Below are 18,486 nucleotides of genomic sequence, written 5' to 3' on the forward strand. Positions count from 1 at the left end.
TCACTTTACGGTGCAGGAGGAGCAGCCTACTTCGAGTGACGGGCTATTCCAGAGGACGTTGTCGAGAAGGCCACGAAAGTAGGGGCATTTACTGAAATAGCTAACTTCTGAATGCGTAGTGCCAATGATAGCGCCACAATCGTATTGCCTTACGTTTGCCGAATCTCCACTTGCTAGGGGTGTGAGGCTTCGCGGATCAGATAACCCTTCGAATCCGTTCAAGCCGCCTGCGATGGGACGGGATGCGTTATCGACAAATCGGAATCGACGGAGTACGGGGTCTCTAGAATTGTAAAGGTTTACGAAGCCGTCGACCTGGCTCAGAGCGCAGCAGTATCTCCCGTAGGGTGTCAACCAATTCTTATCCACCGCAGGTGCGATGAGCCCCAGCCTATAGGGATTCTCGCGAGGCTCGGCGGGGGAGTAGAGAGTAAGTCCCGGGATCGTGCCCATAGCATCCAGGTGCAGAGCGCCGGTGACTGTTCGTGCCCCGTAGGAGAATCCTAGTAGCGAGACTCTACTCTGAGACCTTAATTGCTTGAGGATCCAGGCTAGATAGAGCGATTCTCGTTCCGCCACTTTGGCATTCTCGGCCGCGTCTCGAAGAACTGGGCGTTGCTTCTCACTAGGCCAAGATAGAAGTATTAATCTGTAGTTCTCATTTGCTTGCCGCTTGAGATAGGAGTCAATAATGCGAACGCGATCCCGAGTGTTGTTACGTTCCATGAAATTGCCGTGGACGTAAATAATCGTAAGCTTGTCTTCACCATTAAGTGCATCTTGAATCGTTGAAGGATTCCAGCGGCAGAACTCCCATTTGCAGACTTGAAAGTTGGGAGCGTTTTCGTCGATCGAGCAAAAGCGATCACTGAGGTGTCGTGTCGAAACCTCAAAAATTTCGGATTCCGCACATCGAGGAAGGCTCTCGGAAGTGGTAAGCTCATCCGATGTGTCAGCTTGATCGTCACCTAAAAAGGCGACTTGATGTTCCAAGACAATCCGGTCCGAGGGGCTTGGTTGGTGCTGGGCGTTGCCGACTAACGCCCAAAGTAATGCGACGCAAACCGGCATTGCGATTTTCAGTGGACGGCCTAGCAGCGACAATCGACCAGCCTTCAAGCTGACCGGGTCGGTAAGATTGTCGCGAGGTTCGCAGTTCATGGCTTCTACTTCGGTGCGAGGGGAGTTCGTCTGGTTGGTTTCGTAATTTGGAATAGAAAAGATTGCGAGCATTTCCGAGGTTTAGAGAATTCCCTGTTTTTCCGTCGCAAGAAGTGAGGTTTGTAGGTTTTGTAAGATTTTTCGAAAAAGGCTAAAGTTGATTTGCAAAGCTCTAACGGTGACGTAGAGTTTCCTGTTAATTTGTGGACCGAACAAGGTCGCAAAATCCAATATGGGGGGAAACAAAATGAAAAAGACAATCAACAACAGGCTTGCGATCTTCTGCGCCACCATGGTGATGGCGTTTTCCGGATGCTCATGCGGTCAAGGATGGAGACCCAACATCCTGCCGAATCTATTTAATAGATTTCATGGTCCATCCAATGTAGGCGCTCCGTGTGATGCACAATGTGTACCACCGCCGGCCTGCGCATCGTGTGGCGATGGTTACACCAGTCAGTACGGTGGAATTGACGGTGAAGTGATCAGCAACTATCCCAGTTCTTACGAGATCGGTGCGCCTGTTAGCTATTCTGCACCACAGACCTATCGAAACGCCCCTGCACCAGAAACCGTGCGATCGGTCCCAGCATCGAGATAAGGGCAAGGCACTCGTGTCCTTGTGTGGAGTCGAGTGATCAGTCGAGTGATCACTCGAGTCCTATTCTTGGTCTCGACTGTCAGTTGCGGAAAAAGTCGGTAAACTGTGGGGAGCTAGTCTCCTCGCAAAGCCGAATAACTTCCTCCGCATGTCAACGACCTCAACTCCAGATCTCAAAAACGCATTAGCGAAGTTCGGACTTTCCGATTTTCGCCGAGGCCAGCGAGAGGTCATTGACCATATTCTAGCAGGCAATGACTGTTTGTGCGTGATGCCGACTGGGGGGGGGAAAAGCCTATGTTATCAACTGCCGAGTGTTGTTCGCAGTGGATTGACGATCGTCGTTTCTCCGTTGATCGCACTGATGAAGGATCAGGTAGACGCTTTGACCCGTCGCGGGATTTCCGCAACTCTCATCAATAGCACATTGTCACCAGCCGAGCAAAACCAGCGACTCGACAGGGTGGCCCGTGGTAAATATTCTCTGCTCTACGTAGCGCCGGAACGTTTGCGGAACCAGAATTTCGTAGACGCGATCCGGTCCACTCCCATTCAGCTCTTGGCCATCGATGAAGCCCACTGCATCAGCGAGTGGGGACATGATTTTCGCCCTGACTATCAACGTGTTGGCCGTTTCCGCGATGCTTTGGGTGGCGTGCAAACGGTTGCGTTAACCGCAACTGCAACCCCACGGGTCCGACAGGACATCGTCGACTCGTTACAGCTCCGAGTTGCGAAGCACTTTATCACCGGATTCGCTCGAGACAATCTCTATTTTGGAGTCGTGCAATGTCGTAGCGATCGCGAACGCGAGCAGAAGCTTGTCGAGTTTCTCCAAACGAAACCTGGTAGCGGCATTATTTACGCGGCAACGCGTAAGCGTTGCGAAGCGTTAGTGGAGTTGCTTGCGAAGGAAGCTCGTCTTTCTGTCGGAGTTTATCACGCGGGCTTAGCACCTGATCAACGCAAATTTATTCAGGAGCAGTTCATGCGTGGCGAACTAGACGCGATCGTCGCTACCAACGCATTCGGCATGGGCATCGATAAATCCGATCTAAGGTACGTTGTTCACTTTAACATGCCAGGAACCATAGAGGCTTACTACCAAGAGGCGGGCCGCGCGGGGCGGGACGGGCTCCCTTCGCAGTGCGTGCTTCTGTATTCTCAACAAGATCGTTACATCCAAGAGTTCTTTATCGAGAACGCTAATCCTTCCAAGGGAATCATCGAGAGCGTTTACAAGTTTCTAGTCAGTTATCCAACCGATCCGATCGAGCTGACCGCTGAAGAAATCAAGGAGCGAATCAATGCGCCGGTATCATCCGAGGCCATTAACTCTTGTTTGCAGCTTTTGGGGCGTACCGAGGTCGTAGAACGATTAGAGGTAGCCGGTGGTTTGGCGATGGTCCGTATCGACTCTAAATTACCAACTCTCGTTGATCTTCTACCCAGGGAAGCAACGGTCAAGCGCGCCGTGTTAAAAACGGTTGAAAAAGCGGTCGGCGATCGAAGGGAAGAGGCCGTTTACGTCAATCCTAGATGGTTGATGCAGCAATTGCAGATGGAACGTGATATTTTATCGAGGCACCTAAGAGAGTTGTGCAATCTGCCCGGTTTTGATTATGTGCCACCGTTTCGGGGGCGCGCGATTCATATTCGCAAGAAAGATGTCCCCTTTGAAAACCTAGGTATAGATCATAAGCATCTCGCCGAGCGTAAAAAAGCAGACTATGAGAAACTAGATCGCATGGCAGCCTACTGCCAGACGCGAACCTGTCGCCAGAAGGATATCCTGGAATACTTTGGGGATGGTTCTGCCAGCGATTGCCGTTTGTGTGACCGTTGTCATGGCAAGACTGGTTGGGTGCCTCTACCTGAATTGCCAGAGTCTGCCAAGCAAAAAATGGCACCCGAAAAAGAGAAACAGCAGTCGAGTCCCGCTATGGACCAAGGCGATGGGGAGGCGACGACTGAGTCTAACGAGGCAACCGGTACAAAGAAAAAATCAGAGAAGATTTCTAAGAGTAAGCAAGCTGCTGAGCGTGGTGCTGCCGAGGTTTTGCTCCCAGCCGAGCAGGAACTCGCCAGAACGATTGCGAATCAGGTTTTAGCCGCAATCGATCGAACTCACGGTTATTTGAGCAAGACCATTCTGTCGCAGTTTTTTGCAGGAACCGATAACAAGGCCATCCAGGGGCTGCGGCTGTCGAGGTTGAGTGAATTCGGTCTACTTCAGAATTGGAAGCGCACCCATGTCTCCGCCTTGCTCGACTTGATGTTAGACACGAGCTTATTGCTTTTGACGGAATTGAGGCAGGGAAAGGTTACGGTATCCGTCGGGCCAACAGGGTTGGCTTGTCTCAACGGTGAGCAAGCGTACCCGGACGAAGTGATCGGATGGATTCATAGATCCAGTGCTTCCGTATTGGAAAAGCCCCAGTCGCAGCCGGTTCCGGTGAAGACTCCTGCCTTGGAGCAGCCTCAGCGAACCAAAGAGGAAGTGAAGTCCGATGCGCCCCCCTCAAAGAGCATGGCAAAGCTTGAGCCAGAGGAATCCCATTGGGCAGAAGTTCGATCGACTACTAATTTGGATCCAACGCATCAGAGCGATGCCAGTGCCGTGCGAGACCCAATGTCACCGACTGTTGAGGATTGGCATTGGACGGCTAGATTGGTTCAGCATGGCTATCGGCTCGGCGAAATCGCGTTGATACGCGGTAAGCAGCCTGATCAGATTCTAGGTGATCTGTGCAAAGCGTTGGATGCCAAGGTGAAGGTGCCGATCGATCAGTTATTTGATCGAAGAACTCAGTTGGCGATGCGGGAATTGCAGAGTTCCGGTAAGTCGAGCGACGACACGCCGGCTGCCTTTGCATCGTTCCCTAGACTTTGGGAATTTGCTCAGCGATGGGCGAACCTCTAGCTGTAAACGTTTTTAAAGACGTTATACTGGCCGTTCCCAGAAACATTACTGTCGTCCCTCCACTCGCCTCACCACGAGTTACACCATCGCGGTCTTATGATACCAGCAACCTCTCTTCAATCCTTTCTCTCGCACGTTATAGCTCTATCAATTGTTTGCATCTCTCTAGAACTAGGAGTCGGAGCCGACCCTCCACTCGAGCTTAGATCGGTGACACGCACGCCGTTGACGAGAGCAGTTTCAGGCGGCTTGGTCACTGTGCGAGCCATGGTCCTGAACCGAGCGGATTCGGCGGCTAAGTTAAGGCTCAGTGGAAAGATCGACGGCTTTCCCAGTCAGGAGCACGCACGCGATGTGGAAATCGCACCTCGTTCTGAGTGCCATTACGATCTTCTCATCAGGGTTCCTGAAGAAACACGAGGTACTGAGAGGATCGAGGTTATCGTCGATGCTATGCAGGAGCGAGGCGGCAGCTTCTATCAGCTGGAGATCGATGGAAAACCGATGAGTCAGAGCTTACCTCTATCGCTAGACAACAGTCCGGTTTTCCCAGCGATGATAATAGATCTCTTTCCGCCCAATCAGCCATTTTGGCATTGGCCTCCGGCGGAATCGTTTTACCCCTACGAACATATCAAGGCGACGTGTGTTGATTCGGGGCTTTCCATTCGCACGGCAAACTTTGATGTTTATCCCTTGCCAACAAGCTATCTCGGGTGGGATGCCATCGACTGGTTGGTAATTGGGGAAGTAGAAACGTTACAGGATGCCTCGACGGTCGAAACGATCAAACGATTTGTCCAGTCGGGAGGTACTTTGTGGATCATGCTCGATCATGTGCCCGTGGAACAAGTTCGCCCGCTGCTGAGTGGACGTCAGTTGGTGGAAGAGGTTGACGAAACCGAGCTGACAGAATTCGTCGTGGAATTGATTTCCCCAACAGCAGTAATCTCGGAGGTTGATCGAACTGTCAGTGTAAAGTCGCCGGTCAAGATGAAGCGGGTTGCCGTCGAAGGGGCCGATGTGACGCACAAAATCGGGGATTGGCCTGCTGCATTTCAAATGCAGTCAGGGTATGGCAAGATGTATTTTACTACTGTGGGAAGTCAAGCATGGATCAAGGGTAGAACCGGTACTCGTCCATACGACTTGGCCATGACCTCGGACTTTCAAAGTCAACTATGGTCGACGAATTGGGTGCGAGAGGTGTCTAACACAAGATCATTTCAACCTTTCTCAAGAATTGAGTCGAACTATGCAGTCGAGTTGATTGGGTCGCCTGTACCATCTCGCACCCTCATGATTGGGCTTCTGTCCAGCTTTTGTTTCGTTATCGTAGCTGTCGGGTTTTGGCGATATTCCGTGGGGGATTTAAGTCAGATAGGATTTTTGGCCCCAGCGATTTCTGTTGTTGTTGCGGTTGGGATTCTGATTGGTTCGGCATGGGTAAGACGGGAGATCAAGCAAACGGATGCCAGGCTGCAAATCGTTGAAGCTAGCGAAGATGGGAACAATGCTTACGTTCGGGAGCATGGAGCCATCTTTCAGAACAGTGCTTCCGACATGAAGCTAGTCGGAAAAATCTCCGGCAGTGCAGCGTCTGACCCTTCGGTTACTTCTGGCATAAAGACTTTAGTCGCTGACGATATGCTCAGCTGGTCGATGCAAAACACGGCGTGGCCTCCTGGGATTTGGCGGTACTCTACCGCAGGCTTGGTTGAGGTGCAGTCCATGCGGGCCTCCGGCAGGCTTACGGACAAGGGGCTTGAGATCGAGCCCCCAACGGGATTGGAGCTCGCCGATGTGGTGATCAATTTTGTTCCAGGCAATCGGATGATTTGTAGCCAGAATGGTGATACGTTTTTCACCGATGGAGCTTTGAAGGCTGCGGGGGATCGATGGTTCGTTGACACATTGGTTTCTAACGAACAAACGCGACGTGCCGAAGTATACAGGGACTATTTTCTAGTTAGAGAGCGGGAGACGCGAATGCCTCGCCGGTTGCTAGGATGGAGTAAACGATGGAAAGAGTTACCGCGATGGAATCGGGACGATCTCGAACTTGCAGGCGCGGCATTGGTAAGCATTCCGATTCAACTGATTCCACCAGCCCCGAACCAGTCGATTTTAGTTCCGCATGGACTTATTTCTATTCGTAATGCCAGGGATTCGATATCGTTGTCGACCGCGTTCGATTCGTTGCGAGGAGAATGGGTTGCGGAATCTACGTATGCGACCGAGATTGATTTGGAGTTCGTGTTGCCCCAAGAAGTATTGCCATTTGTTGCAGACCAAATCGATGTCGAACTCGACATCCGGGCGCCACGCCGAACCGCTACCGTGTTACACATTTTAGGTGATAACGCAAAGGAGCTCGGAAAAGTGGACAGCCCATCTGTACCGTGGCGATTTACGATTAAGGACGAGCAAGTGTTACAGGATTGCTCAGATGGGGTGCTTAGATTGAAGCTGGTGGTTAGCGATAGAAAAGATGCAGGTAGCGATACTGGATCAGTATCGTTAGTGAGTTGGCAAGTCAGTCATTTTCATTTGAGTTTCCGAGGAAGCGTCGGTGCCGATTCGGTTTTATCGTCGGAGATAGTGGGAGCCCCATGAGTCAATCAGAATCGTACGTTGTAGAGACGAGGAATTTAACGAAGCGTTATGGTGACTTTGTTGCCTTGGACGATCTTTCGATCTACGTCAAAAAGGGGCAAATCCTTGGTTTTATTGGGCCAAACGGCGCTGGTAAAACCACGACCATCAAAATTTTGGTTGGACTGTCTCGTCCCACATCAGGTTCCGCCTTTATTGCGGGAGTGAATTGTTCCGAGAATGCGGGGCGGATCAAGCATTTGGTCGGCTACATGCCAGATAAATTCGGTTCGTATGACAACATGCGAGTTCGTGAGTATCTAGATTTCTTCGGTGCAGTGTTTGGCTTAAACGGTGCAGACCGCTCCAAGCGGATTGATGAGGTGCTCGAAGTTACGAATTCCCGCTACATGCAAGATAAGTTCGTCGAAAGCTTAAGTCATGGTATGCAGCAACGCGTTGGCATTGCACGCACTCTGTTGCATAACCCGCAGGTTTTAATATTGGATGAGCCCGCCAACGGTTTGGATCCAAAGGCTCGAATCGAGATGCGGGAAATTTTGTTGCGATTGGCGGCAGAAGGAAAAACGTTGATCGTGACCAGTCACATTCTTCCTGAATTGGCGCGTATATGCGACACCGTTGCGATTATCACGGGAGGCAAGCTTCGAGCTTTCGGAGCATTGGATGACGTCATGCGAGACTTGTGTCCTACGCGGAGCTACGAGGTTCAAGTTCTCTCGGAGTCCGATGTGTCCAAAGCCGATGCAATTGTTCGCGAGCAGCTCGGGCCGAATGTCGATTTGCAGCTTAGCAAACAGGAACGCGTGATTCGTTTTCCGACATCGGAGTCCGAGCAATCACTTTCCGAGTTGTTGAGAAAGCTCTTGCAGCAAGGAGTGATGGTCTCGCAGTTCCGGGAGGTTGTGGGGGATCTCGAGGATGCTTTCTTGTCCGTAGCCGCCAACTCCCCGAGCGAATCCAAGTAGGATCTATCAAACGATGAAAGATGCATTGCTATTTTGGTCCAACCCCATTTTTCGCCGAGAGCTACTGGATCGACTACGATCATGGAAAACGTTGGCTGCTATAGCAAGCGTCGCGATTGTCAGTTCCGGTCTGGTTATGTTGCGTTGGCCGACCGACTCTACCATAGACATTGTGAGTCAAGGCGCGGTTCTCATTTTTCGTCCACTTGCCTTTGCAGTAACACTGGCTGTTATGATGTTGGTTCCTGCTTTCCCTGCAACGTCGCTGGTGAGTGAACGCAAAAGGGGGACGTTGGCTATTTTGTTGAATTCGCCCATGACACCTCTGCAGATTTATCTTGGCAAGCTAGCGAGCAACGTCACTCTCGGTGCTATTCTGATGTCGGCAAGCTTGCCCGCCTTTGCGGCTTGCGTTGCCATGGGCGGGGTGTCGATTCTTGATCACTTAGGTCCGATGATTATCGTTTTTCTTGCCATGTCGTTGCAATACACCGCCGTGGGGTTGTGGATCAGCCAGCGATCGCAATCGACTGATGCGAGTTTGCGCTGGACCTACATTGCAGTCTTGTTTCTGGTTTTGTTTTCGATTGCACCGATGGTTTTTGTCGGCAAGTTAGCGGGGCCGAATGCGTTAATTGCACAAGCATTGACAGCGATTTCTCCAGCATCGGCGCTGCAACAAATCACTAGTTCGCAGGGGGCTGCATCCGTGCTCGGGATTCAAACCGGCTGGGGGGCTTTCTTGGTCGCTAGTGTTATCATCACTGTTATATTAGCCGTAGTAACCTTGCGATCGCTGGATCCGGTCAAGCTGGATAAAGCTCGCCCGACAGGCAGAATCATCGCTCGCGATGCCAATAAAGCGGGGGTTCTGCGGAGCGTGAACTACATTGTCGATCCCAATAAACGCAAGTCGGGAATTCCATGGTGGCTCAATCCGATCATGGTCAAGGAGTTCCGTACACGGAAATTTGGGCGTCTGCACTGGCTCATTCGACTCATCTTTCTTTGCGGGATCGTATCTCTCGGGTTAACAGTGGTGGCAGCTACAGGAACTGTAAGCTGGGGCGTTACGAGAATTGCGAGTTCGATGGTTCTGATGCAGCTCGGGCTTTTGTTATTAGTTGGGCCTAGTTTGGGGGCAAACCTTTTTGCATCTGAGCTCGAAAGTGGTGGTTGGCCCATTTTGAGAACGAGTCCGATTTCCTCTCTGCGTATTGTGTCAGGCAAACTTATGAGCGTCGTTTGGACGTTGCTGCTAGTGTTGATGGCGAGTCTGCCAGGTTATGCGGTGATGAGCTACATTCAGCCCGATATGAGTGGGCAAGTTGGAAATGTCATGATCTCCATGCTCGTAGCCATCGCACTGGTGGTTTGCATTAGTGCATGCGTAAGTACGTTTGCGAAATCGACAGCGGCAGCCACGGCTATGAGTTATGGCGTGCTCTTGTCTTTGTTCGCAGGAACACTTTTAGTTTGGCTTGCGCAGGGTCGACCCTTCGGTGCCCTATTCGTCGAACGAGTTTTGATGTTTAACCCAGCGGCTGCGGCTTTGAGCGAGATGAAGGCTCCAGGGTTCGAAGCGTATCGCCTCGCTCCCATGTGTTGGTGGATTGGGATCGGTATATCGATCGGATGTGCGTTGCTCATGTCGGTTCGCGTTTGGAAGATGACACGGCCAGATTAAATCGATGGAAAAGCTATGAACGGGACAATGGGAAATCGAATACGGAAACATCGAATGTGGAAACTCAGACGTCTAGGTGTGATTGCTCTGACCATGGCAGGCTTAGGGGCAAGTGCATCGCAGGTTTGGGGTCAAAGCAACCACCGCACTACTAACCGGTATGAACTCGATCCGGAACTGAACGGTATGTGGTTTGTTTCTGAACCGGACAATCCCGTCCAAGTCTCATTCAGCAAGCTAGAGGCTGACGATTTAGAGATACAACTGGACGAACTGAAGCGGATCATCAAATTCTCTTCCCTAGTGCCAGTCGGACAGAGAGATAGGTTGGTGACTTGGGTCCTGGACAAATTGGATGCGATGCAAGCTGCATCGGATAGTCAGAAAGCGCCCAGCACTCGTCTTTTGACGCAGGCGCTAGTGACGGCGATTGGCAAGTTAGGTGGGAAAGAACATGGTGATCTACTATGGCGTATCGCTCAAACCTCGCCTGATCTTGCAATGCAGGTCGAATCGGTGCTTATGCAATGGAATCATCCAGCCCCACTTAATGTTTGGCGAGAGCGCATCAAGAATTTAGATGGGGATTGGCAAGCTATTAGTTTAGCTATTCAAGGAATCGAGACCTACGCGGACGAAGGTTCCATTGACAGTCTGCTTGCGTTGTTGAGCAAACCGAATCTACCGTTGCCGATCAAGATTGCGAGTTCGAGAGTCCTCGGACGTTTGAAGAAAAGTGGCTTGGAACCGATGGCGCGCGAGTTTTTCGAATCCACTTTCCCTGCAAAGGAATTGTTCGCCGCCCAATTGATTGCCGAGCATGACAGCCAGGATGCCATGTCGTTGCAACAAGAGTTGGTTCGATCGAGTCAACCGGTAGCGGTAAGCATAGCCTATAGCTCCTTGAGTCAATTTCATGAATCATTAGCCAGTGAACTGGCTCCAGCGTTGTTTTCGCATTCAGAGTTTCTTGTGCGGAAGCTGGCGATTGAAAATTTAAGCAACAATCCAGACGAGGCGAATCTGCGACAATTAGCGAGCGCCTTGAACGATACACATGTCGACCTTCGTGACTTAGCCAGGGAAGCTTTGTTCCAGCACTCTTTTGCACCTGAGTGGCGGTTGATAGTAGATAGAATCGTCGATCAGCAGATAGCCGATGGAAGCGAGCTTGCGGTCGAACAAGCCTTAATACTCGCTGTTCAATTAGATCGAAAAGATCTGTGTCAACGAATGCTGGTTCTGCTAGATCATCCCAAAGAGATTCTGCGTATTCGTGCGGCTTGGGGACTGCAGGAGATAGCTGCTGGGGAGGAAACGATTCTCCAAGTCTTAGGGATTGTCACTCGGTTCACAGAACAGCTTCGGAACGGCCCTGGTATTGATGAGACTGAAAGAGTGCAACTCGCCTATTTGCTCCACGTGTTCGGAACGAATTATTACGGTCCCGCCGAGAGTTTGTTGCGAGAGTACGTCCCAAAAGGTGGGCAAAAGATGACACCTCACGCGAGAGGCCCTGCGATTTGGTCCTTAGGAAAGATTCTGCAGGGCTCTGGGGATAGGCAATTGTCTGCGCAGCTGCAAGAGCGATTCTTTGATCAAGGACCGGATGGAGAAATAGAGAATGTACGCTTCGCTAGTGCGATCTCCTTGGGCAGAATCGGTGGCATGGATGATCCTACGGTTCTCCGATCCGCTGGAGGTACGCCACCTTACATGATGGGGGCCGCAGTTGAATGGGCCATCGAGAATCACGGCAAACTTGAGAAGCCTCAGCCGTAGAATTTGGTGACGATCACAGGCCTGAAGTTGGTAAAGGTCGATTTTATGCAGGCATCCGAGAGATCACATAGTGTGTAAGCTCGCGGATGGTATCGACGTCGAGGACATCGTCGTCGATTTGAATCGAGAACCGCTTTTCCAGTTCGAAGGTCAGCTCCGCCATCGCAACCGAATCGACTCCGATGAGGGCTAGAGAATCGTCGGGAGTGGGAGTGTTTCCGAGCATGTTCGCTAGATACGAGATGATCTGCCCCTCGGTAGCTTCCAGTTTTGCAACCTGGGATGATTTTTCCATGGAACCCTCTAGCAGGTAATTAGTCGATCGATTGGGATGGTTCACTCTGAACCGAAGTTGGAAGAGATGTCTTGTTAACGCTTGGCCCGGCTTGAGTCAATGCTTCAAGAACCTGATACTCTTGCAATACGTCCCGCAGTACTATAGGGTTTTCCGTATCTCCCGGCTTGTAGATTGCCAAAACGGGAATGGAAATACTTTCTAATTTGATCAGTTTTTCTTTGATGTGAGGCGGATAGTCGGTCATATCCGCCTCCATGGCGATAACCTGGTTTTGCTCGACGAGCGATTTCACTTTGCGTGTTTGGATAGCCGTGTTCAAATTCAATTTGCAATTCAGGCACCATTCTGCGGTGAAGTCGATCAATACGGTCTTCCCACTCGCAACAGCCTCCATTAGCTCTTTTTCGTCGTACGGCTTCCAAGCAAGTCGATAAGGATTTGGCTGCATAAAGTAGAACGAGCCCCAGGCCCCTGCAATTGCCACAACGGTCGCGAATGCCCATGTTCGGATCTTTGCCCCAAACTCGGCCCAGATCGGCATTCTGCCAATCAGCCAGCACGCAAACCAAACGAAGATCAGAGCTGCCATCATGGCGATTTTGTCATCACTAGAAAATCCATTCACGAACATAACCACGGCCAACAACATCGGGAACGCAAGAAACTCCTTAAAGGTCACCATCCAATCCCCGGGCTTGGGAATGAAGCTAAGCAATTGTGGTTGGGCTGCAATGATTAAATAAGGTAGTGCCATCCCTAGCCCCACGCCAAAGAAAATCAATAGAACGAGCCATGATGGCTGGCTGAGAGCGACCAAGAAGACGCCACCTAAGAAAGGGGCGCTACATGGTGTCGCGAGAATCGTTGTTATCAACCCTTTGTTGAACGCTCCTACATAGCCTGCTCGGCTGGAGAGTTCCGTGCTCTTCGCGTTCATCGCAAAACCAGGGATAGGAATCTCCCAAACACCCAGGAAGCTCAAAGCTAAAGCAAACATGAACGACGTGATAATGATTCGAAACGTTAAAGAACCAAATTGTTGCCCCCATCCGTAGGCCTCACCCGTTACGCCACGAACGACAACCGAGAGAATCCCGAGCCCCAGGATCAAGGCAATGATTCCGGAGGCATAAACCAGGGTCAATTTGGAGGCGGTACGTCGATCTCCGGCAGCTTCGTTCACGAAACCCAAAATCTTAAGTCCGATCACTGGCAGAACGCATGGCATGAAGTTGAGAATCAAACCACCCAGCATGGCCAAGCAGAATTTCGTCAATATTTCTGCGGCGCTGAGAGTGAGAGCCCTCTCCCGTACGATATCTATCCAACCACTCCGGTTGGAGAGATTCGCGATCGAGCCATAGCTAACCGGCTTGAGAACAGCAATGCTGGGCTCATTGTTGGATTCGGTCTCGCTGATGGTTAGCTCGGCCCGAAACTCAAGTCCACGCGGTTGATCACAAAGGTTTTCGTTGCAAGCTTGGTAACCGACTAGCCCCACAATTGGATAGGTATTCGGAATAACTTCCTGTCCGATCGTCAATGGGATGCGCCACTCGACCTCTCCTTCGTAATAATCGATCTTGTCACCTGCCAGAACCTTTGACCTGAGTTTCTTGTTGGCGACAGGCGAGCCCGCTTTCAAGCCACCTTTTTGACGAAGGACGATAAGGGTTCGATTTAGGGTTTCTGAATCGTTCGGATCGTATTTGTAAAAGTAGAAGGACTCGTTCGGCTTTCCGGTGATCACGATATCGAGCTTGTCGCCAGCCTTTGCGACACTCTTGGACAGCGAGACTTTCCACTCAGATAGTGAATCCACTTCGCGAAGCGTGGTGATCGCTCCTTCTGCGGTCGGGCGAGCCGGTTCGTAGAAGCCCGCAAACTTGGCCTTGATCAACTCACCTTGGACGGGAATGCACTGTCCGGCTTCGTTGGTGCACACCTGCCCATTGAGAGTCACCTCTAAGTCAGCCGGCTCTTCTCCGTGCGGTTCGGCGAGTTCGATTAGGGCTGTCCACGTAACGGGCATCTCGTGCGACTCGACGCGGATCCCTTCAAAGCCTTCTTCGTTTTCAGAAACGTGCGGTTGGCTGTCTGCTTCGAACTCACCGATAATCTTGTAGGCAGTCCCCTTTGCCTTGATGGTGGTTTTGAGGGGGCCACCCTTTGGTTGCGTGATCGAGAAGATGTGATAGCCATCGTCGGGCATGGCAGTGACTCGCAAGGTGCCACGCTGGGAACCTCGTTCGATTTCGTAGTTTGCCGAAAATTGGCACGGCAATTGGCTACCGCCCCCGAGCGACGGAAGTCCGAACTGTGGCAAGCCATCGAGACCGGATCGCTGAGCAAAGCACGCGGGGTGATTTGCGGCGAAGCCTGCTGTTAGGGCCAACAATAACGCGATCAATTTGAGTCGGAACATAGGATCTCCAGTGGTACGGCGTATGCTGGATTTTACCTGCCGAGGCCACTTGAGGTCAACGCGGGGCTAGCAGCGACCCGAATTCGCCGAAATCGAGCCTTTCCCGCATCAAAATCCCGATAATCGGCAATCTCCACGGGATTTGCAAGCATTTCGTAGCCGTCAGACTCTCTGCATCACTTCTCCAGGGAAGTTCTCCGATAGAGGTTTAAGTATTCGCATCGGCTACCGCTCCAACGATTCGGCCCGCGTCTACAGTGTTTTTACTCCCATCCATTTACAGCGACGCTAATCATCGTGAAAAGACGGTACCCCTCACATTTACGGCTCCACTCCGAAGACCGCGAGACCACCGCCGAGCAGTCAAAGCGGAGGAATGTCGGGTTGGTGCAAGACGAAGTCCAAGAGCTGTTAACTTGTTTTGCGGAAGCCACCAGTTGGGGCATTTCCCAGCGGTTGAACTCGGAGAGTGGACTAGGTATTCCACAACCGCACGTCATGACCGGGCTCAAACCACGGCGTTGGCGATTGATCGAAAGCTCTATCCAAGACGGCAATTTGGATGGTGATCTCCTCGATTTGCCTTCCGTTTCCATGGAGAAAGCACAAAAGCTGCTCAATGCATTGGAGCGATTGGTGGACCGGCTGGAAGGGGCCGAGGATACCCTCAGGAGGCAGGAGGCGGAACTGGCAACTGCCGTCGGCTTGTCGAGTCGCAAGGACCGAGATCGCGAGATTGCAGATCGGCTCGAGTCGATATTGGATAGTACGTCGCGGACGATCGGCTCCTGCGCTGCGGCCATCTATCTGCTAGACGAAGAGACCACGAGCTTAAAATTGAGATCTTGCATTGGACTGCCTGCCAGTCGACTTTCGATACCGGCTCGCCCGCTAAAAGGATCGTTGGCAGATCTCGAGGCACTGCTCGGCAACGCGGTCCTTCTCAGCGACATCGAAATGATGCCGGAATGGCCGAGCCCTGAAGACTTTGGTTCTGCGATTGTGGTTCCGATCGGCTCTCCCTCGATGCCCTACGGGACACTTTGGTTTTGGTCGGAAGAAAGTCGCGGGTATTCTGCGACCCAAATCGAAGTAGCCAATCTCGCGGCAGGTCGCGTGATGAACGAAATCGAGCAATCGATTTTGGGAGAGGAGCTAACCGAGTCGAGAGAGATTCGCCAACAGCTCGAGACGGCCAGCATGACCCAAGCTAGTCTGCTCCCCGATTCGCAGCGACTGCATGAATCATTCGACGTGCATGGTTGGACCTATCAGAACGCAGGGCTCGGCGGAGGATTCCACCATTGGGACCTAACTCCGAACAACATGATCAGTCTGCTGGTTGGCAACTCTTCACAAGATGGGCCAGAGGGAGCGTTGGTGGCGACCAGCATCCAATCGATTACTCGGGTGCAGTGGCGTGCTCAAGCGTCCATTGCAAACACGATGAGAGCGATCAACGACATTCATTGGTCCATGCCCGATGCGAACTGGAAAGCTTCAGCCGGGTTAATCCAAATCAATCCGAAAACGAATCATGGTTCTATTTGTTGTGCGGGCAAGATCCAGGCGTTTATCGTATCCGAGCGTGGATTCAGGCCGATCGGTTCGCAGGTACTAGAGGTTGGCAGTGAGCCAGACACGGAGTTTGTTCCTAAGCGGTTTGTGCTACAAAAGGGTGAGATCCTGGTAGCCTATACATCAGACATTCTCGTTCCGAATTTGATGAATCATTCGAATCGGAGAAAGAATGTTCCGTACACCGCACTGGATCAAAATACGTTTCTGAGGGTCATCATGGACATGATCAATCAGAAATGCTCCGACATCGCAGGCTTTCTGGCGAGAACGCTGCCAACCTTTGAACGTGGCATGGGATCGGGGCTCGATCGGTCGTTGGTCCTGATTAAGAACTTGGGCTAAGTCGCCGCAAGACTTTTCATGACTGCTGGCAGAAAGTGGAGTAGATCCGTGGCTAAAGTACTCGGGGTACCTAGTTCTCCATGAGCAAGATCAGCAGCCAATCCGTGTAGATGAACTCCAAGTATGGCAGCGTCCATCGCCGCGAGCCCCTGGCACACGAGCCCCGTTATCATACCGGTCAAGCAGTCTCCGCTGCCTCCGACCGCCAAGCTGGAATTGCCGGTTTGGTTCACATAGTCGGTGCATCCATCGGTTATAAACGTTTTCGCACCTTTCAAAACGATGATGCATTGATGCCGTTTAGCGAAATCTCTTGCAGCAGCGATCTGCGATTCTCGTTGCGAGGCAGGCACGTGACAGACGCGGCTCCACTCGCCAGGATGCGGGGTTAGAATCCGAGCCGCAGCGCGCGCGGGGGCGTCTTTTCGCGATTGCTGGTCGAAAGCGGTCAAATTCTCTGCCAAGACGTTGAGAGCGTCGGCGTCCAGGATCATCGGGTTCTTCCAGTTTTGGAACAGGTCTACCACCAATTCGTCGATGTTGGGTCGCCGCCCCAATCCAGGACCAACCGCCAGAACGCACTTGCGATGCCGACCTTCGAAAAGCTTATGCCTCAGCCGAGATACGTTCTGCTTCCATGGTAGACCGATGGTCATCGCAACCGGACAAGCTGCGGCGGCAATTGGTTGGCATTTCTTGGGAGTCGCGATGGTGACGAGTCCCGCACCGATGCGCAGAGCGGATTGCCCGGCTAGTATGGCAGCCCCTGTCATGCCTCGTCTGCCACCCAGAATCAAGGCATGACCGAAATCACCTTTGTGGCAATCTTCAGTGCGTACGGGCAGTTTCGGAATTAGCAAGGAATTCTGGTCCATTTAGCGTGGGTCTGCTGCACTTCCCGTTTGCATGGTTGAACGAGGAAGGTACTTGCAAAGCAAGATCCCTAAGAAATAAAGAAACGTCAGCGGCACTGCCATGGCAACCATACTGGTCCAGTCAGCCGGGGTGAGCAGCATGGAAATCAGCATGATCACGAAGACCGCACCACGCCATTGCTCGAGGTAGAACTTGTACGTGACAAGCCCCAAACGTTCCACAATGAGCATGACCAATGGCAACTGAAACGAGATACCAAATCCCAGTGGCAGCATCAGAGCGAACGACATATAGTCATTGAGTCGAGGTGTCATGCCTACCCCCATGTAGCTGTTGAATGTAAGCAGGAACCCGATCACCAGCTTGAAAATGATGAAGAATGCGAAGGCGGCCCCCGTCAAAAACAATCCGATACTGGATGGCAAAAAGAGGTAGACGTAGCGTCGTTCATGCGGATACAGACCTGAGGAGACAAATTCCCATATAAAATAAAAGATACCGGGACTGGCGATGATCACCGCGACCAACAGAGCCGCTTTGAACCAGATGAAGATCGGCTCCTGAAGACTCAATGCTTCCGATTGCGCTTGAATACCGCGAAAGATCCGGAAGGCGACCAAGTTTTCCGGGTTCGGCAATCCAGTCGAGTCTGGGTTGACGAACAGATTAACGCGTTCGATGGCTTTGGATTTTTCTATAGCAATTGCTTCTTCGTCCGAAGAAATCTCCGATACGATTTGGCTCTTGTCACGCATGGCACCTGACCCAACGGGCCGAAAACTATCCGAATCCGGAGCGGAGTCATCTGCGAGGCCGGCTATTTGCTTGGCTAGAGACTCTACACGCTTTACGTCGAGAAAAATCACCTCGCTCTGCTTTTTGTTATCGACGATCCACTGCTTAAGTCCGGGGGACAAGGGAGTATTTGCGGACTTGGCCATTTCCGCCATACTCTTTTCTTCGTAGAAAGTCTCCAGAGCCTCCCGCAGCGGAGTTTGGAGGTAATCGACCACGAAGTTCGCGGATGGGACGCCAATTAACAGCCCACCGAGCAAGCACATCGACGCCTTGATAAGCGATTTTCTCAGCTCATCCAGGTGTTCGCCAAAGCTCATGGAGCTCTTCTCGAACAGGTCGTCAGATTTTTTCAAGGCGTTTACGCTCTTCAGCATCGATGGTTTCTCCGTTAGGATGGGCTATTATCTAGCTTTGTTCGCTTGCTCGAT

General features: G+C 51.7%; 12 protein-coding genes. 7 read left to right on the forward strand and 5 right to left on the reverse strand.

Features of this window, described 5'->3' with window-relative positions; all coding sequences use genetic code 11:
- Complete coding sequence (locus SH449x_RS25015; protein WP_482378805.1) at nucleotides 1–1,161, reverse strand: lipase family protein; 1,161 nt, start codon at nucleotides 1,159–1,161, stop codon at nucleotides 1–3.
- 247 nt (nucleotides 1,162–1,408) lie between these two features.
- Between SH449x_RS25015 and SH449x_RS25020 the strand changes: the two genes are divergently transcribed.
- The 6 genes from SH449x_RS25020 to SH449x_RS25045 all read left to right on the forward strand — a co-directional run bounded on the left by SH449x_RS25020 (nucleotide 1,409) and on the right by SH449x_RS25045 (nucleotide 11,738).
- Entirely contained in the window at nucleotides 1,409–1,762 is a 354-nt protein-coding gene (locus SH449x_RS25020; RefSeq protein WP_482378806.1) for a hypothetical protein, read from the forward strand.
- A gap of 148 nt (nucleotides 1,763–1,910) precedes the next feature.
- Nucleotides 1,911–4,685, forward strand: a complete 2,775-nt coding sequence (locus tag SH449x_RS25025) for a RecQ family ATP-dependent DNA helicase (protein WP_482378807.1) — start codon at nucleotides 1,911–1,913, stop codon at nucleotides 4,683–4,685.
- 96 nt (nucleotides 4,686–4,781) lie between these two features.
- Nucleotides 4,782–7,301: a hypothetical protein gene (locus SH449x_RS25030; RefSeq protein WP_482378808.1), complete on the forward strand. Its 2,520-nt coding sequence runs from the start codon at nucleotides 4,782–4,784 to the stop codon at nucleotides 7,299–7,301.
- Nucleotides 7,298–8,269 (forward strand): ABC transporter ATP-binding protein, encoded by a 972-nt coding sequence (locus SH449x_RS25035; RefSeq protein ID WP_482378809.1) that lies wholly within the window; start codon nucleotides 7,298–7,300, stop codon nucleotides 8,267–8,269. Before SH449x_RS25030 ends, SH449x_RS25035 begins: the two co-directional genes overlap by 4 nt.
- 13 nt (nucleotides 8,270–8,282) lie before the next feature.
- Nucleotides 8,283–9,956 (forward strand): ABC transporter permease, encoded by a 1,674-nt coding sequence (locus SH449x_RS25040; RefSeq protein ID WP_482378810.1) that lies wholly within the window; start codon nucleotides 8,283–8,285, stop codon nucleotides 9,954–9,956.
- A gap of 54 nt (nucleotides 9,957–10,010) precedes the next feature.
- Nucleotides 10,011–11,738: a HEAT repeat domain-containing protein gene (locus SH449x_RS25045; RefSeq protein ID WP_482378811.1), complete on the forward strand. Its 1,728-nt coding sequence runs from the start codon at nucleotides 10,011–10,013 to the stop codon at nucleotides 11,736–11,738.
- Between the two features lie 43 nt (nucleotides 11,739–11,781).
- Here SH449x_RS25045 and SH449x_RS25050 read toward each other — a convergent pair whose 3' ends face one another.
- Both SH449x_RS25050 and SH449x_RS25055 read right to left on the reverse strand, forming a co-directional pair.
- On the reverse strand, nucleotides 11,782–12,033 hold the full coding sequence (locus SH449x_RS25050; protein WP_482378812.1) for an acyl carrier protein: 252 nt from the start codon (nucleotides 12,031–12,033) through the stop codon (nucleotides 11,782–11,784).
- 19 nt (nucleotides 12,034–12,052) lie between these two features.
- A complete protein-coding gene (locus tag SH449x_RS25055; RefSeq protein ID WP_482378813.1) occupies nucleotides 12,053–14,461 on the reverse strand; it encodes a protein-disulfide reductase DsbD family protein in 2,409 nt (802 codons plus the stop codon).
- A gap of 387 nt (nucleotides 14,462–14,848) precedes the next feature.
- Here SH449x_RS25055 and SH449x_RS25060 point away from each other — a divergent pair, with 387 nt between their 5' ends.
- Nucleotides 14,849–16,384, forward strand: a complete 1,536-nt coding sequence (locus SH449x_RS25060; RefSeq protein ID WP_482378814.1) for a PP2C family protein-serine/threonine phosphatase — start codon at nucleotides 14,849–14,851, stop codon at nucleotides 16,382–16,384.
- Here SH449x_RS25060 and SH449x_RS25065 read toward each other — a convergent pair.
- Complete coding sequence (locus SH449x_RS25065; RefSeq protein WP_482378815.1) at nucleotides 16,381–17,259, reverse strand: NAD(P)H-hydrate dehydratase; 879 nt, start codon at nucleotides 17,257–17,259, stop codon at nucleotides 16,381–16,383. The genes SH449x_RS25060 and SH449x_RS25065 overlap by 4 nt on opposite strands.
- Nucleotides 17,260–18,432 (reverse strand): twin-arginine translocase subunit TatC, encoded by a 1,173-nt coding sequence (gene tatC / locus SH449x_RS25070; protein ID WP_482378816.1) that lies wholly within the window; start codon nucleotides 18,430–18,432, stop codon nucleotides 17,260–17,262.
- Nucleotides 18,433–18,486 lie beyond the last annotated feature (54 nt).

The organism is Brakhagea baltica, from assembly GCF_052161605.1.
Classification (GTDB): Bacteria; Planctomycetota; Planctomycetia; order Pirellulales; family Pirellulaceae; genus JBKCUI01.

Coding starts and splice junctions, on each gene's coding strand:
- SH449x_RS25050 (WP_482378812.1), bottom strand. CDS start 12,033: ATGGAAAAATCATCCCAGGTTGCAAAACTGGAAGCTACCGAGGGGCAG.
- SH449x_RS25040 (WP_482378810.1), top strand. CDS start 8,283: ATGAAAGATGCATTGCTATTTTGGTCCAACCCCATTTTTCGCCGAGAG.
- SH449x_RS25035 (WP_482378809.1), top strand. CDS start 7,298: ATGAGTCAATCAGAATCGTACGTTGTAGAGACGAGGAATTTAACGAAG.
- SH449x_RS25045 (WP_482378811.1), top strand. CDS start 10,011: ATGTGGAAACTCAGACGTCTAGGTGTGATTGCTCTGACCATGGCAGGC.
- SH449x_RS25030 (WP_482378808.1), top strand. CDS start 4,782: ATGATACCAGCAACCTCTCTTCAATCCTTTCTCTCGCACGTTATAGCT.
- SH449x_RS25020 (WP_482378806.1), top strand. CDS start 1,409: ATGAAAAAGACAATCAACAACAGGCTTGCGATCTTCTGCGCCACCATG.
- SH449x_RS25065 (WP_482378815.1), bottom strand. CDS start 17,259: ATGGACCAGAATTCCTTGCTAATTCCGAAACTGCCCGTACGCACTGAA.
- SH449x_RS25015 (WP_482378805.1), bottom strand. CDS start 1,161: ATGAACTGCGAACCTCGCGACAATCTTACCGACCCGGTCAGCTTGAAG.
- SH449x_RS25025 (WP_482378807.1), top strand. CDS start 1,911: ATGTCAACGACCTCAACTCCAGATCTCAAAAACGCATTAGCGAAGTTC.
- SH449x_RS25055 (WP_482378813.1), bottom strand. CDS start 14,461: ATGTTCCGACTCAAATTGATCGCGTTATTGTTGGCCCTAACAGCAGGC.
- tatC (WP_482378816.1), bottom strand. CDS start 18,432: ATGCTGAAGAGCGTAAACGCCTTGAAAAAATCTGACGACCTGTTCGAG.